The organism is Paenibacillus barengoltzii G22, from assembly GCF_000403375.2.
GTDB classification, from domain to species: Bacteria; Bacillota; Bacilli; order Paenibacillales; family Paenibacillaceae; genus Fontibacillus; species Fontibacillus barengoltzii.
In genome coordinates this window covers 381589-397076 of sequence record NZ_KE159652.1, presented here as the reverse complement: position 1 = coordinate 397076, position 15488 = coordinate 381589, and the positions used below count along the sequence as shown (strand labels likewise).

The window sequence follows — 15488 nt, the reverse complement described above, 5'->3', positions numbered from 1 at the left end:
TTAAAAAGGAGCCGAGATTCACGGCTCCTTTTTTTGTTTATTTTTTTCCGCCCCCCGCAACAGGAACAAGCTGAAGCAATTTCGACTCGGCCCCTTGCAGTGTGACGTGCAGCTCCGTTTTCTCACGCCATTCTTCACCAGTCCACAGATCCGTCACGCGGAAGCCGGACTTCCCTTTGTTGTCCATGGCAGCCCGCTCGAAGGAGATCGTCCGTTCCACCGGCTCGTTCGTGAAATTGAAGATCGCGAGATAATATCCCCCGCCGTCTTTTAAGATGTAAGCGTCCGCCGCTGCCGTTCCGGTGTTGCCCTCCATCGGCCGGAATGCTAGCCCTTTCTTCGCCACCGCATTCACCGCCGGGTTCACCAGCAGTTGCTCCATATATTCCCGGGCCGTCTGATTCGCCGCATCATCCGAGTTGAGGAACACAGTACCGGAAATCGCCGCTGCGTTCACTCGGGTTTGCGCTCCAAGCAGCGAGCCGCCCTTCTCCAACGTCATATAGTCCGGATCCGTGTAGCGGTAGATGGTTCCGTTTTGCCACCAGCCGTAGGTCAGGTTGTTTAACTGGTATTCCGTACTGCCCAGCGAACCGTCAACATCGCAGGAGATCCGCCGGCTGTGCGCGTATTGGCTGGGGAACAGCGGCGCGATCGACGCGCTGATGAACATCGAGCCGTCCAGCGCATCCACGATGTAAGCCATTCCTTCGTTATAAGCCTGAATGCCGGTAAAAACTTGCGGGTTAAAGTGTTGGCCTTCCAATGCGCCATGGCTCAGAAAATCCAGCTTAATATACTCGAAGCCATGCTCCTTAAAGCGATTCATATAATAGTCGATACGCTGCTTCGTCCCTGGATGGGTCGGATCGACGGCATAGGCGCCGTCTATCTTCGGCAGCGGATTCCCTTGCGCATCGCGAAGGACGATATCGCCATAGGTATATTTTCCGTCCGTGCCTTCCACAGTCTGGTTCAAATTATCGCCCCAGTAGACGAACGGGCCGTAATAGATGCCTGCTTTTTGACCGTTCGCCTTAATATAATCCACCAGCTGCCCCAGTTGCTCATCGTTCATATTATCCCAGTACGAGTCGAGGTTAATATACAGCTGACCTTCGTTATTAAACGACTCTCCTTGCAGCTTCTCCTTAAAGTAATTGGAGGTTTCGATCACTTGATCGTAGCTTAATTTGCTGCCGACAGCTCCCCAGCTGTTCCAGCCCACCGGAACCCCTTGCGGAACACCGGGACCAAAAGCCAGCGGCGGGGCTTCCACTGCATTTGCCTGACCATAGGTTTCCAAACCGTCCTGATAGTCGGTAAAAAATCCAACAAACACCTTCGGAGAAGCAATCGTCGTCCCGCTGACCTTGGCATGCGGCAGCGAATCGTGCGTGGAAGCAAGAGAAGTGAAGCCGCCATATACGTTCAGCTTGTTCAGACGGTCATTGGATCCGCTCCAATAAATGCCGGTTTTCCACGTATCATGGCTAACCGAACCCACCACAAAGCCGCGACGGCTGTCGTTATCGAAAATGGCCGTCAGTTCCGAGCTTTCATAATTTTGATTGTTGAGATCCGTGTTGATCGTCTTGGACAAATACCGCGACCATGCATCGTTATCAAAGGGAGCTACCAGCACCCGGTTGTCGCCATATTGGCCGATATCCACTCCGCCGCGGTGATCTACAATCAGCGGGGCAATATAGTTCGTTGCGAGCGGCGTATCTTGCTCGGCAATAACTTGAGTGAGCAAGTAATCCTTCTGCTCATAGATATAGTAGATTTGCTTCAGGGTCGGCAGACCTTCCTGCCTGTTGTTCACCGTGACCTTGATCCCTTTGCCGCCCCGGTCGTGGAACCGCTCCACCTCTTCCAGCTTGAACTCATGCTTGGCGTAATCCTTGCTGGTTAAGTACTGGTCCAACTGTATGGAGCTGTACGCCCCTTGGATCTTGGCCTCTTCACCGCGATTTTTCCAGCTGTACGCCGAGAGCCCATTTTCCGTATTATAGAGCAGCTTCAGACTGCCGCTGGTTACGCTCATCCCTTTCGCGTGCCGGGTTACGGCAATCGGCCCGTATTTCACCGTGCTGAGCGGCGCACCAAGCTCCAGATCTTCACCGTTCCCCGGATCGGTTCCCGGCTCCGAGGACGAGACGAAGGTCAAGCTGATTTTGTCCAAATCCGGAGCATATCCGCCGTCATCGTCAAAAGACAACGTATTATCACCCGCCTGTAAACGGACCTCGAAGTCGAATACGCCCACCGTATTCCAATCCTTCGTCGCCGGCGGCGAGAAGCGCTCCCGCTCTCCGCCATTTACGCTGACCATAAACGAACGGGGATCCCCGGAAATATAGGACAAGCTTAGCTTATAAACGCCTGCCTCCGTTACATTCACCCCGTTAAACTGCATTGCCGAGCCTTGGTAAAGGTTGCCTACTTTTGCCCCGCCGGAGCAGGTGTCGCAAGGAACCGGACCGGCTTTGCCGGAGTAGGTATTTGCCGCCGCCTCCGCCTCAAACGTATAAACCGCCTCCGTTGCTTGCGTGCTTCCTCCTTCAGCGGCCGCCTGTTTTGGGGCGATCTGCGCGCCACCTGTCAGCGAACAAGCCAATATCGCAATCAGTACATATCGGAGCATTGCACTCCACCTCGACCTCTTCCCCGTACCAGCCTTCACGAATCATCCATCCTTTCATCGATAAGTTCGATTACGAACCCCATGTTAAAATAGACAGCGCTTTCTTTCTATAACTCAAAATGCCGATTTATAGCGGAAATTAAAGTTCTTTTCCAATTTCGATGCAAACAAAAAACAGCCTGCCGTCCTTATTAGGACTTTCAGGCTGTCTGCAAAAGAGAAGGATGGAACTAAAGATCCAGCCGCGTTCTTAACGCCGTAATATGAGCAAGATGATGATTCCCGTGCCAAGCGTAGTTTCCGAGGTTGTAGGCCAAGCTCGTCGTTTTCCCCGATTCGGGATGGTGGAACGAACGCTCAAAATCTTCCTCGCTCAGCGATCTCAACAGGTGGGTCCAGCGACGATGCAGCGCTTCCAACAGAAGCAGTGAAGCTTCGATGTCTCCCTCGTAGTCGGGCAGCTTCGCCCAACGGTCTTCGTGATAAGGCCGAATCGTTGGGGTCTCTTCAGTTAGCGCCAGTTTAAACCGGGTGTAGGCATTGATATGGCTGTCAGCCAGATGGTGCACAACCTGCCGCAGCGTCCAGCCGCCCTCGCGGTAAGGAAGGTTCAGCTGATCTTCACTTAATCCGGCCACCGCCTGCCTTAATCGCGTCGGCAGCGTCTCGATTTCACGTATCCATTGATCCCGCTGTGCCGCCGTAATCTCGCCTGTGAAGGCATACTCGCCTATCGGATATCTAGGGTCCATGTCTGGTTCGCCTCCTGATCAGGAATTAAACTGCCACTTTCACTTTCTTATTGATTCATTTATACCTGATCAAGCTGACATTGTCGATAACCTATTCCATACGATTAAAGCTTAGGACTTGTCCTTTGGGCTATTCTCTGCTACGATTTTGGCGCAGGTTAAACTATGTTTAAATGTCGAGGAGGGGACGAAAATGGAACATTCTAAAGAATCCGGCATTCTGCCGTTGCCGCTCAACCTGAAGTTGCAAAATGGGAACCAGATGGCTGTCCATGCGGCGTTATTATGGGGTACCGATCATCTCGTCCTTGTTGACACCGGGGTTCCCGGGCAATTGGATGTGATTCGCGAAGGGTTGGAGCAAGCAGGATTCTCCTTAGATCAGCTGACCCATGTGATCATTACACATCAAGACCGCGACCATATCGGCAGCCTGCCGGAGCTGATCCGGGCGAAGGAAGGGAAGTTGGAAGTGTTGGCCCACGAGGAGGGGATTCCGTATCTGGCTGGTGAAATCCCGCTGATTAAGGGCGGTGCTTACGCCGAGTCGGTGAAAGTCAATACGGCGCTTCACGACGGGGACGATTTGCCATTTGGCGGAGGATTACGAGTCGTGTACACCCCAGGACACACGCCTGACCATATTAGCTTGTATCATCCTTCCAGTAAAACGTTAATCAGCGGAGACGCAGTCGTCTCTAGCGAGGGCCAGGTACAGCCGCCCGTACCGAATTTCACGCAGAATTACCCCCAGGCCCTGAGATCGGTCAAGAAATTGGCTGCCTTGGATGTGGAAACCGTGATCACCTATCATGGCGGCGTATGTACCGGGGCGGTTCAAGAACGGCTGAAGGAGATTGCGGCAGGCGTAAAATAAACCGTTCGCGGCAACAGAACCGCTAGATATCCCCTACCGGAATTAAGCCGGTTAACCAGTTTATTTCGCTGTCTTCCATAAAACGCGACGGCCAGCTTCGGTCGTCCTCGCCCCAATCGGCAAACGTGCGGACCGAATGGTAAAAAGCTTCGATCCGCTCGGCCGTTGGCTCTTGCAGCATTTGTTCGATCAAATACAGGATTCTCCGGTCGAGCCGGGGCTGTACATTTCTGTTCTCCTCTTCTTTTATCTGCATCCTTCCAGTGGATTTAAGCCAGCACTCGGTCCCCCCGTGTATTTGGGCGGGATATAACAAGGAATTCCACCGAATCAGCGGATCGGTTCATGGCCTGATGCGGCATATTCGGCGGGATCTCAAGCCCTTCATGCGGATGAAGCTCGTATTGGATTCCGTCCAATTCGAGATGCAGACAACCGGACAGGACGAAGAAAAACTGCTCCGCCTTTTCGTGAAAATGCCGGACTTCCTGGCTGTCCGGGGGCATTTTCTCATGGATAATGCTGCACTCCTCCCGATCCACCAGCCGCCAACCGTCGCAATTTCCGCCCCACACATAATGCTCTGCGTTCTGTTTACTGATCACGTCATTTCCATCCTCTCTGCGATAAAATGGCGCAGCCGTGCATCCTCCCACTTATACAGCGTTAGCAGCGTTTCATAGTAAGCTTGGCGTTGTCGTTCATTGCCTTTTTGCAAATACGTTAGATCCATAAAGTTGTTCGTCATCCTTCCGCCCGCTGCAACGGTCTGGCCGTAACGCCTTCATGAGTCATTTGCACTGGCTGGATTCGCCCTTCCTCGTCAAACAACATGCGATCCATGCAAACTACGCGATGATTCGCATTGGTTTCATTAAGCGGCCTACGATGGTAAACGATGTACCACTCGTCGCTGCCCGGAATTTGCAGAAATCCATGATGCCCGGCACCGGTGGCGATGGCTGGATCCTGCTGCAGAATCTTGCCTACGCGCTTGAACGGCCCAATCGGTGAATCGGACATGGCATAGGCCACGGAATAATCCGGTCCGGTCCATCCCCCTTCCGCCCACATGAAATAATAAATGCCGTTACGCTTAAACATGCAAGGCCCTTCAACATAATGGTCCGGAGTGATCTCCTTGAACGTGGTTCCATCCTCGAATGTGTCCAGATGAACCATATCCTCGGTCAGCTTTGCCACATTGCAATGTCCCCAGCCCCCATAGTAGAGGTAAGCGCTTCTGTCATCATCGAGAAAAACATGAGGATCAATCGGCTGCGCTCCAAAATGAAACCGATCAATTAACGGCTTGCCCAGCGCATCCCGGTACGGCCCTTCTGGCCGATCAGCCACTGCCACGCCGATGCCGCCCAGCTCCTCGTCGCTTTGGATATCATTCGCCGCAAAGTAGTAGTAGAACTTACCATTTCGCTCGATCGGCGATGGGGCCCATAACGCTCGCCGCGCCCAAGCGATGTCGTCCATCGTCAGGATGCGCTCCACCTTCGTCCACTCCGTCAAATCCGTAGAGTAGAATGCATCAAAAAATGTCTGTTCATCATAAGGGGCCGAGTACGTCGGGTAAATCCAATATCGATCCTGAAAAATCCTCGCTTCCGGGTCCGCATACCAGCCTGGAAATACGGGATTTCCGGATCTCTTTCTCTGCTCTTCGTGCATGGGACGCCTCCTTCGCTTAATGGCTTGTATGGATATTTAAGGCTATATTCGCCGCCGGGGAGATCCATACCTGCATAATGCCTTATAAACACAAGAACCGCCCCTGCATATTGCAGAACAGACCTTCATCATCCCACATTCATTTGACTATTGCCCAAGTCTGTTATAAGCTAACAATAGTCTAATTAGACTATTGAATCGAGATAAAGGAGTTAAGCTGATGATCAAGTCATTTTTAATGTTAGGTCAGTCGAATATGGCGGGTCGTGGATTTTTGCATGAAGTCGATCCGATCTATAATGAGAAAATCAAAATGCTGCGCAACGGGCAGTGGCAGATGATGACGGAGCCGATCAATTACGACCGTCCGGTCTCTGGCGTTAGCTTGGCGGCATCCTTTGCTGATGCCTGGTCAAAGGCACATCCCGATGAGGAAATCGGGTTGATTCCTTGTGCGGAAGGAGGCAGCTCCTTAAAGGATTGGCATCCGGAAGGTACCCTGTTTCAGCATGCCTTATCCGAAGCCCGCTTCGCTCAGCAGTCCAGTCAAATCTGCGGGATTCTTTGGCATCAGGGAGAAAGTGATAGTTATGGTTCACTTCATGAAACCTACTACGAGAAATTCGCCTTGATCATCGAGACCTTGAGAAACGAGTTAAATCTGGATGATGAAGTGCCGCTGATCCTTGGCGGGCTTGGGGATTTCTTAGGAAAAACCGGTTTTGGACAGCACGCGACGGAATATCAACAAGTTAATGAGCAATTACAGCGTTATGCCAACACGCATCCAAATTGTTATTTTGTAACGGCAGCGGAATTAACCGCGAATCCGGATGGGATTCATATCGATGCGGTTTCGCAGCGTAAATTTGGCTACCGGTATTTTGAGGCTTTTTCGAAAAAACGTCATGTCCTGGAGCCCCTTCCGGGAGAAGAGCAGTCACTGAACGTGGAGCGTAATTATTCGAAAAACGAACTCATTTACCTCCATAGCATGGATTTGGCATTGGGTAAAATCACCTACGCGGAATTTGAAGCAAGGATGGCGAAGGTGATGATGCCTTGATCCCCTTACTGATCCTTGGCTTACTGATCCAGAATCCCGGCGCTCACGGCTACGAGCTGCTAGCCCTCATGGAACAACGCCATTACAAGTACATCGTTAATTTCACCAAGGGGTCGTTTTATTACAATCTGCAGCAACTTGAAGAGAAAGGTTGGATTGAACAGATCCAGCAAGAGTCCACAACCAGCAGACGCGAAACGCGAAACTACAAAATCACCCCCTCCGGAAGGGCAGAGTTCGAAAAGTTAATGGTCCAATACGGCACCAAATCGGAGTATGTGAACCTGCAATTTTATGGAGCGCTTCTGTTTGCTGATGAATATGACAAAGACAAGCTGCTAGAGCTGATCCAGTCGCAAATCGATCAGACCAAATCCCGAATTGCACTTTTGGATGAATACCTGTCCAGTACGCAGGAGATTCCGGGCACTCTCGATTACTTCCGCCTCATGAACGAAAACTCCCGAGCCCATCACTTGGTTAACCTGGAATGGTTTGAACGATTAAAAACAGAAATAACAAGAACCCCAAGGGCTTAGATGACTTTCATCTGAGCCTCTGGGGTTCTTGACCATTCCTCGTCGATACTGTCTAGATTGACGAACGCTCCCCCTTGTTCATCATGCCTTCACACTGCCGAGGACAAGGCCGCTCGTAAAGTATTTCTGTAAGAAAGGATAAACGGCCAAAATAGGAAGTGCTCCCAGGAAGAGTTGAGCGGCGCGTCCCGTTCTTACATTCATCATCGCCAAGAGCTGTGTATAATCGTTGTTGGATCGCTGCATAATTTGCTCGAAATTCAGCAACAGCGTCTGTAAATAGCTTTGCAGAGGGTAATTGGCGGTATCGTTCATATAGATGATGCCGTCGAACCAAGAGTTCCAATGACCGACGATGCTAAATAATCCGACGGTGGCCAGCGCCGGCTTTAAGACTGGCATTAGAATTCGAATCAGAATTTGCAAAGGCCCCGCCCCATCGATAGTGGCCGATTCCTCGATCTCTTCCGGCAAGCCCCGAATGAAGTTCATTAATATAATCATGCTGAAAACTGGAAGCGCCCCCGGCAGAATTAAAGACCAAATGGAATCGATCAGCCCCGCTTTGACAACGATCAGATAATTCGGAATAAGCCCTCCGTTAAACAGCATGGTGATCACGAAAAATCCCATATAGAGCCCGCGCCCCGCTACTTTCTCTTTGGATTTGGACAGAGGGTAAGCGGTAAGCACCATTAATACAAGATTCACAAGCGTCCCTAATAGGACGCGCTGGACAGATACCCATAAGGCTTGAAAAAACTCCCCGCCTTTGATCGCAAACGCATAAGCCTTTGTATTGAAATCAACCGGCCAAAAGGCGACTTCCCCCGCCGAGACAGCAGCACTGCCGCTGAAAGAGACGGCAAGCAGGTTCACGAAGGGCAGAATACAAAGCAGCGATGTTAATATGAGGATCACGTAGTTTACCGCTTGAAACAGCCTACGTCCCGGACTGCGGTCTAATATCATCGAATAGCCTCCTTTTCCCCGCTAAAAGATTCGATAGCCTGCAACCCGATCCGCCAAGAAATAGGACAAGGCGACCATCACGCAGGAAACAACCGATTTAAATAAACCTACTGCGGTTCCCACGGAATATTGCGCTTGCTGGATTCCGAGGCGATATACATAAGTGTCGATAATGTCGCCGGATTCATAAACAGCCGGGGAATACAGGTTAAATATCTGGTCAAACCCTGCGTTCAGTACATTACTCAGGGATAATACGGACATGAGCACGATGGTAGGCGCAAGCAACGGCAAGGTGATATAGAGCGTTTGCTTCCAACGTCTCGCTCCATCCATGACCGCAGCCTCGTACAAACCAGGGTCAATGCTTGTTAAGGCCGCTAAATAAACGACGGTTCCAAACCCAAATCCCTTCCAGATATCCGTCACAATCATGGTCCAAGGAAAGATGGCGGGACTACCTAGAAAAGAGATAGGGCCCACCCCGAATAAGCCGAGAAACGAATTGACAATCCCTTCCGAGCTCAGAATGTCAATCATGATACCCGCCATGATCACCCACGACAGGAAGTTCGGCAAATAAACCAACGTTTGAAACGTTCGTTTAATAAACGTATGAGCTACTTCATTCAGCAGCAATGCAAAGATGACGGGGACGACAATGCCGCCGATAATTTTGAAGATGGACATGTACAGGGTATTCCAGATCGTTCTTATAAAATTCGGCTGTTGAAAGACGTGGTGAAAATTCTCCATGCCGACCCAGGGGGAGTTGAAACCTAGCCCAGGATTATAGTCCTGAAAGGAAATAATTAATCCGTAAAAGGGAAGATAGCTGAAAATAAAAACCAGAACCACTCCCGGGATGAGCATGAGATGGAAGGCTCGCTGCCGCCATAATTTGTTGAGCATGATTTGATCCTCCGTTCATTGCCCGTACATTTCGTTAACGGCCTCAGTTACTTCGTTACCGCCGGCTGTCCGCCAGTTTTCAACTACCTTATCAAAATAATCAATGCTTTCTGCGCCCATGATAATTTTGGTAAAGCCTTCCGTGAGGATGTCATCCAAGGTCGATCCATACTTGACGAGCACCTCAGGCGGAGCGCCCCACAACGCGGTCTTGATATATTGTTCGTTGTCAAGAATAGACTTGGCAAGACCGTACGCTGGCTTCGGGCTGCCTTGTTGAAGATAATCACCTGTAGCCGCTGGAGTTCCGTTTTTCTTGAACTCTACGCTGTTGTTATACTTCTGCCACATCCCGCTTGTCGTGAATTTGCTCGTGTCGTTGGTTTTCAGCGCTTCACTCACATGCTCGAACTGGGTATAGTCGGTTTCCGGGTTAATAATTTTGAATGCCCCGGTAACGTGAGCAATATCATTATCCAAAAAGGCAGATAAGGTTTCGGGATCCTCATTCTGTGCTCCTTCATCCAGCATGTAGGCGTAGAAGTTGAGTAATTTGATAACCGCTTCGGGATTTTTGCAGTTCTTATTAACTACCGTATAAACTCCGTTGGCAAAGAAAATGGAATGCGTGGCTGGCTTCCCGTCGACGGTTGGAATATTGTACGGATAAAAAACCGCCTCTTTGCCCAAGTTGGTGACGACGTCTACACCAGGGTTATATCCCCACCATTGATAATAAGGTTGGATGCCTGCCTTGCCTGACACCACACCTGCGTTCATAGCGCTAAAGTCTTTAATGGCGAATTCCGGATCAATGATGCCCAGTTTGTACCATTCCGCCCAATCGGCCAGGGCGTTCTTCATCTCGGGTTGAATCGTTCCGTATACCAGTTTCCCGTCTTCGCCCGGGATCCACATATCTGGGTGAGCCCCCCAACCGACGGCCAGAAGATTCAAATAATCGAGCGTCTGATCCACGGCCATGCCGAATCCGCCATAGGCTTCTTTAAATTTAAGGGCGATATTCTTAAGGTCGTCGATCGTCTTCGGGTCCGGCAAACCAAGTTCTTCTTTCCAGTCATTGCGAATCCAGATGTAATCCGGCTGATCAATGATCCCCCAATGCATCTGAGGAATCCCGTATAATTTGCCGTCTTTCATTCCCGATTCATAACTGGAGCGATCGGCTTCCATATAGCTTTTTACACGATCCGAGGCATACTTATTGAACACTTCGGTTAGATCCATGATCATATCCGCCTTAATCAATTGCTGCAATTGAGTCGGATTGACATGGAACACATCGGGAAGCTTCTTGGAGGATATCGCCAAATTTAATTTCGTATCATACTCGTCGGTTACCCAATCCGTTACGACGTCAATATTGAAGCGCTCTTTATACGCTCGCGTCCAGATGTTCTTGGTCATATCATCGCCATCAGGAAATTGCGCAGAAGCATATTCGGCTCGAACGGTATGAAGGGTGACCGTTTCTTCGTAGGAGCCAAACGCATAATCGACTTCTCCTTTTTCATTTGTTGCCTGTTTAGGTTCTTCTCCATTGACAGCAGGTTGACTCGAATTTGTAGAATTACTGCAGGCCGATACCAGTACAAGAACAAAGGATAAGGATAATAAAACGGAAACTAGCTTTCTGTTCATACTTGCCCCCCTCATGAGTATGGAATACTTTCGCCTATATTGTAGAAGAAGCGTCAGGCCGCAAGAAATCAACGAAAATGACTTATTGATGTTAGATTCTTTACGTCTTGTGCGCAGAACCACTCAAAGATTTTGAAAGAAGTAAAAATGATATAAGCAAAGTAAAAAAAGTGTTATTCCGCCTAACCCGCAGTCATGGAGGCCAGATCTTACGTTAAATTCGGAAGAACCATGCGGATGATGGTGCCTTCCCCCCACTTGCTCTTCAACTCAAATCCATGATTCTCTCCATAATGAAGCTTAAGACGCCGCATCACATTATAAAGTCCAATATTTTGGGCCTCCTCCTTCTCCGCATAGGCCAGTGAATCGGTAAGAGAATGGAGGGTTTCATCGTCCATACCGACGCCATTATCTTGAATGGTGATCGAGATATCGTTGCCCGAACGCTCGACGTTGATCGTGATCGTACCGCTCTCCTCTTTCCATGCCAACCCGTGGAAAATCGCATTCTCCACCAACGGCTGAAGAATCAGCTTTGGAATGCGTTCATCGAGGGTATCCTCGTCCGCTTGGATTTCCAGTCGTATTCGGTTGTAGTAGCGTACTTTCTGGATGATCATATAATTGCGCAGGTTATCCAGTTCCTGGCGAACCGTAACCAATGCGTCTTCGGAACGGGCGGCATAAAACAGCATCTCGATAAGCGCATCCGTCATCTCCACGATTTTGTTCGCTTGCTGCATGGAGGCAATCCATTTCACAGATCCCAAGGTATTGTATAGAAAATGAGGATTGATCTGGGACTGCAACGCGCGGATTTCGGCGGTAGCCTTGTCCTTCTCCTCTTGTTGGATCCGTTCGACAAGCCGTTTTAATTCATGCGACATTCTTTGAAACCGAGTAGATAGATGTCCGATTTCGTCATGAGAACGAATCTCTTGCACCTGATCAAATTGCCCCTTCTCGACCAGCAGGATATTTCTCATCAGTTTTTTTAGGGGATGTGTAATCACAGTAGATAATAGAATGGAAACGATCGCGAGGAAGATTAACATCAGCGTAGCCAGCAAGTATAGGTTGTGTCGTAATAGATTTCCCTCCGCCGAGAGCTCTTTCTTCGGCATATAGAGATAGGTCGTCCAACGTTGACGTTCAAATCGGCTGGCGACCATAAGATGATCCGTCCGGTTAGGCCGAATCGTCTCTGAAAATTTCTGACCAATTAACGAAAAATCATTGTTATATATGATGTTGTCCGATTCGTCCACAATGGTGAATCGCTTCCGCAACGACTCTTGCAGCCGATTGCTGGCAATCTCAATGACGTCGAGATCAATACTAACGACCATGAAGCCAAGCAGAGTCCCGCTGTCCGTATCCAAGATCTTGCGAACATGCGAGATGGCCAAGGTGTTGTTTTGAGTCTGTCTGTCGATGTGAGTATCAAGGATCATCATTTTACTGGTGGAAACTTGAAAAGATTGAAACCACTCTTCTTGGGTCGGACGATAACGGTAGTTATAAGGCTGATTGGTACCAACAATCAGATCCTGCCCGCCGTTTAGATTGTATACATAGATGGAGATTTCTTGATCTTTCATCATGATGTAGTTCATCAGCATGCCATAGACTTCATTTTTGTTCTGTTCGCTGTCGTCTCGAAGAAACTCTTGGATCGGGTAAATTTTCTCTGTGGGATGATCCGGGTTGTTCATTCCAAAAGTCGTTACCAGCGAAATCTTCTCAATTTCCTTAAAATACTCGTCAATGCGGATAATCGTCTGCTTGGCGACTTCCATCAATAATTCCGTATACTTTCGTTCCAATTGATTTTGGGAAGAGAAATAGGAGATGACCGTCATCGCTAAGATCGGCACGATGATGACCGTTAGACAGATAATCACGATTTTCGATTTAATGCTAACGAATGGTAAGCGCTTTCTCATCGATTCACACAGAGCCCCTTTCCAAGTAAAGTCGGTGGGATTATCCGCGATATTCCTCAGGACTCATACCAACAAATTTCTTGAAAATTTTGCTGAAATACGGATAATTGCGATACCCGACCTTCTCGGCTACTTCCGATATTTTATATCTTCGATTCTCTAACATCGATTTGGAGCGTTCGATTCGCACTCGGGTCAAATAGGAAATGAAATTCTCACCTTTTTCTTGCTTGAAGACCCGACTGAGATACGAGGGATTGACGTTGATCTGATTGGCTACGCTAATGAGCGAAATCTCTTCGGCATAATTTCGGTGGATCAAATCAGCCGCCAGGTCCGCATAGCTTCTCTCCGGTAACGGATAATCCGTGGCGATGCACTGCTTCGCATATTCCAGTACAATACAGTGGATCTCATCCCAACTCTCTGCGGTCAGCACCGCTTCATACGGCAGCATTTCCACCTGTGGCAGCCGACACGTGCACTTGGAGAAACCTTCGGTGCTGATGATCTCGGCTAATCCCATGTAGAACTCCCGGATTTCGCGCTCGCTTGCCTCCTCAGCAACTAGATTTCGCCGTATCTCTAGGAGCGTGTCTGCCAGTTTCTCCTCCTTACGACTCTCTAACGCATTTCGAAATTCCGATTTCCATTCCTCCAACGGTAAACCAGACCTTTTCTTTGATCCATGGTTCATTTTAGGGGTTTCATAAATTAAAATTTGACCGGTTCCCCAAAAAAATCGGCTTTGAAGGGCTTGATCCGCTTCGCGGTACGCCGTTCTCAAGCACTTTAAGCTTGGGATGATCGAACTAACACCTACAGAAAACGTGACGTTCATAAAATCCTTCATCGCTTGTTGAATACCCCTGCATAAATGATGGATCTCTGAAAGCTCGGACTCACTTTGAACCGTATTGATGATGAGTAAATAATCGGAGGAGCTTTCAATGACGACCTCCTTCTCCCACTTTCTTGGAATCATCTCTTCCAAAATATTAAGAATGGAAAAACGCAGCAGCTTCTCGTCTTTCTCAACGTACTTCTTACGCACCCTTTCGAAATTGTCCAGACGAAATTTTATCACCCGCAATTCGGTGGAACGAACGCGGACATGAAGCTGTTCAGCTTTCATGATCGCTTCATTGACCTCCAGCAGACCGCTGATCCAGTCTTTGAACAGATTTTCTTTAAGATACGAAAGGCTTTCCAAATAACTTACCGCCGGTTCGCTTTTACCGAAAGAAGCCCTCTCGGCCAACAGCTTCTGCCGAATGCGCTCCAGTAATTGAACCAATCCCTCCGGCGTAATCTCATTTTTGATCAGATAATCGACAGCCCCCAGTTGCATCGCTTCTTTCGCATAACTAAACTCATTAAAATAGCTTAGAATCACGAATTTGCAGCCTGGAACCACCCTTTGGGCTTCGCGGATCAACTGCAAACCGTCCATTAGAGGCATCTTGATATCTGTAATGATTAAGTCAGGCTGAACGCTTCTTGCCAGCTCCAGCGCTTCTTTCCCATTTGATGCTTCTCCGGCGAGACAGAATCCCTGCTGCTCCCATTCAACCATCGAACGGATCCCCATGCGCATCAATAACTCATCGTCAACAATCAGGAGTTTGAACATCATCATCACTCATTTCCATCTCTAATCCTCCTCGATAGCGATACTAGAAAGCATTTACATCTTGATTTCTATCTTAATGGGTAAAAATTACAGTTCCCATGGTAATTATGGTGCCGCAGTTGCAATATATTGCGCTCTATCAAGATTGCATCTCTTGCTGGGTCTCGTTTCTGCTTATGTCTCGAACGAAATCCAGCCATAATCCAACGAGTACCCTGCTCTCTTGTCCACACCGATTCATAGAAACGGAAATAGAATATATCATCCCTATGAAAAGGAGTGATAGATTTTGGCAAACCGCGATGTACGTCTTGCATTATGGTCAGGTGCAAATTTTACAGGCCGCCGGATTCTCTTCAGACGTGGCGGGGTCGCTGTCCGCGATCTGGGAGCGTTCAGATTTAATAATGCACTTACCAGCTTCCGGCTCAGAAATATTGTGCAAAGCAACCGCGTCACCCTGGTATTGTTCTCGGGAACGAACTTCCAAGGTTCGATCCGGGTATTCCGGGGCAGTCAAAATGTGGCCAACCTGGGCAACCTCGGCTTCAACAACGTAACTTCTTCACTTGTTCTCGTTGGCCGCAACCTGACCAATGCAGAGATCGCTGAAATTCAACGTACCGGAAGACCTCCGAGAGACATCCTGATTATTAGACAATAAGGGATCACAGGCTCATCGTTGGAAGCAGAACGGAAGAAGTGAGCATGCCACCGCGTTCCTTCACCGAATGGTTTTTCCTCCTTAAATGAACGAATATAGCGAAACGCCCCGGCCTAAAGAATCGCTCTA

At 49.0% G+C, this 15488-nt stretch carries 15 protein-coding genes; 4 read left to right on the top strand and 11 right to left on the bottom strand.

Annotated features, from left to right (window positions below):
* Positions 1–37: 37 nt before the first annotated feature.
* Both C812_RS01940 and C812_RS01935 read right to left on the bottom strand, forming a co-directional pair.
* Positions 38–2650, bottom strand: a complete 2613-nt coding sequence (locus C812_RS01940) for a carbohydrate-binding protein (protein WP_016311007.1) — start codon at positions 2648–2650, stop codon at positions 38–40.
* A gap of 230 nt (positions 2651–2880) precedes the next feature.
* Positions 2881–3402 carry a YfiT family bacillithiol transferase gene (locus tag C812_RS01935; protein ID WP_016311006.1) on the bottom strand — a complete coding sequence of 174 codons (522 nt, stop codon included), beginning with the start codon at positions 3400–3402 and terminating at the stop codon, positions 2881–2883.
* Between the two features lie 193 nt (positions 3403–3595).
* Here C812_RS01935 and C812_RS01930 point away from each other — a divergent pair, with 193 nt between their 5' ends.
* Positions 3596–4279: an MBL fold metallo-hydrolase gene (locus tag C812_RS01930; protein ID WP_016311005.1), complete on the top strand. Its 684-nt coding sequence runs from the start codon at positions 3596–3598 to the stop codon at positions 4277–4279.
* 22 nt (positions 4280–4301) lie between these two features.
* Here C812_RS01930 and C812_RS01925 read toward each other — a convergent pair whose 3' ends face one another.
* The 4 genes from C812_RS01925 to C812_RS01915 form a co-directional block, all read right to left on the bottom strand.
* Positions 4302–4472, bottom strand: a complete 171-nt coding sequence (locus C812_RS01925; RefSeq protein WP_157274692.1) for a hypothetical protein — start codon at positions 4470–4472, stop codon at positions 4302–4304.
* 76 nt (positions 4473–4548) lie between these two features.
* On the bottom strand, positions 4549–4884 hold the full coding sequence (locus C812_RS01920; protein WP_016311003.1) for a cupin domain-containing protein: 336 nt from the start codon (positions 4882–4884) through the stop codon (positions 4549–4551).
* Positions 4881–5027, bottom strand: coding sequence for a hypothetical protein (locus tag C812_RS22170; RefSeq protein WP_016311002.1), 147 nt, complete (start codon positions 5025–5027; stop codon positions 4881–4883). Before C812_RS22170 ends, C812_RS01920 begins: the two co-directional genes overlap by 4 nt.
* Positions 5024–5962: a glycoside hydrolase family 43 protein gene (locus tag C812_RS01915; protein ID WP_016311001.1), complete on the bottom strand. Its 939-nt coding sequence runs from the start codon at positions 5960–5962 to the stop codon at positions 5024–5026. The genes C812_RS22170 and C812_RS01915 overlap by 4 nt, the downstream gene beginning before the upstream one ends.
* A 220-nt stretch (positions 5963–6182) precedes the next feature.
* Between C812_RS01915 and C812_RS01910 the strand changes: the two genes are divergently transcribed.
* Together C812_RS01910 and C812_RS01905 are read left to right on the top strand one after the other, a co-directional pair.
* A complete protein-coding gene (locus C812_RS01910) occupies positions 6183–7028 on the top strand; it encodes a sialate O-acetylesterase (protein WP_016311000.1) in 846 nt (281 codons plus the stop codon).
* Entirely contained in the window at positions 7025–7567 is a 543-nt protein-coding gene (locus C812_RS01905; RefSeq protein ID WP_016310999.1) for a PadR family transcriptional regulator, read from the top strand. The genes C812_RS01910 and C812_RS01905 overlap by 4 nt, the downstream gene beginning before the upstream one ends.
* An 81-nt stretch (positions 7568–7648) precedes the next feature.
* Here the strand turns inward: C812_RS01905 and C812_RS01900 are convergent, their stop codons facing one another.
* From C812_RS01900 to C812_RS01880, 5 genes are all read right to left on the bottom strand, one after another.
* The gene (locus C812_RS01900; protein ID WP_016310998.1) at positions 7649–8539 is read right to left on the bottom strand and encodes a carbohydrate ABC transporter permease; all 891 of its coding nucleotides are present in this window, start codon (positions 8537–8539) and stop codon (positions 7649–7651) included.
* A gap of 21 nt (positions 8540–8560) precedes the next feature.
* The gene (locus C812_RS01895; protein ID WP_016310997.1) at positions 8561–9451 is read right to left on the bottom strand and encodes an ABC transporter permease; all 891 of its coding nucleotides are present in this window, start codon (positions 9449–9451) and stop codon (positions 8561–8563) included.
* Between the two features lie 15 nt (positions 9452–9466).
* Positions 9467–11113, bottom strand: coding sequence for an extracellular solute-binding protein (locus C812_RS01890; protein WP_016310996.1), 1647 nt, complete (start codon positions 11111–11113; stop codon positions 9467–9469).
* Positions 11114–11322: 209 nt separating this feature from the next.
* Positions 11323–13062, bottom strand: a complete 1740-nt coding sequence (locus tag C812_RS01885; RefSeq protein WP_016310995.1) for a sensor histidine kinase — start codon at positions 13060–13062, stop codon at positions 11323–11325.
* Between the two features lie 40 nt (positions 13063–13102).
* Complete coding sequence (locus C812_RS01880) at positions 13103–14695, bottom strand: response regulator (RefSeq protein WP_208855738.1); 1593 nt, start codon at positions 14693–14695, stop codon at positions 13103–13105.
* Between the two features lie 289 nt (positions 14696–14984).
* Here C812_RS01880 and C812_RS01875 point away from each other — a divergent pair, with 289 nt between their 5' ends.
* Positions 14985–15359, top strand: coding sequence for a hypothetical protein (locus C812_RS01875; protein WP_016310993.1), 375 nt, complete (start codon positions 14985–14987; stop codon positions 15357–15359).
* Positions 15360–15488 lie beyond the last annotated feature (129 nt).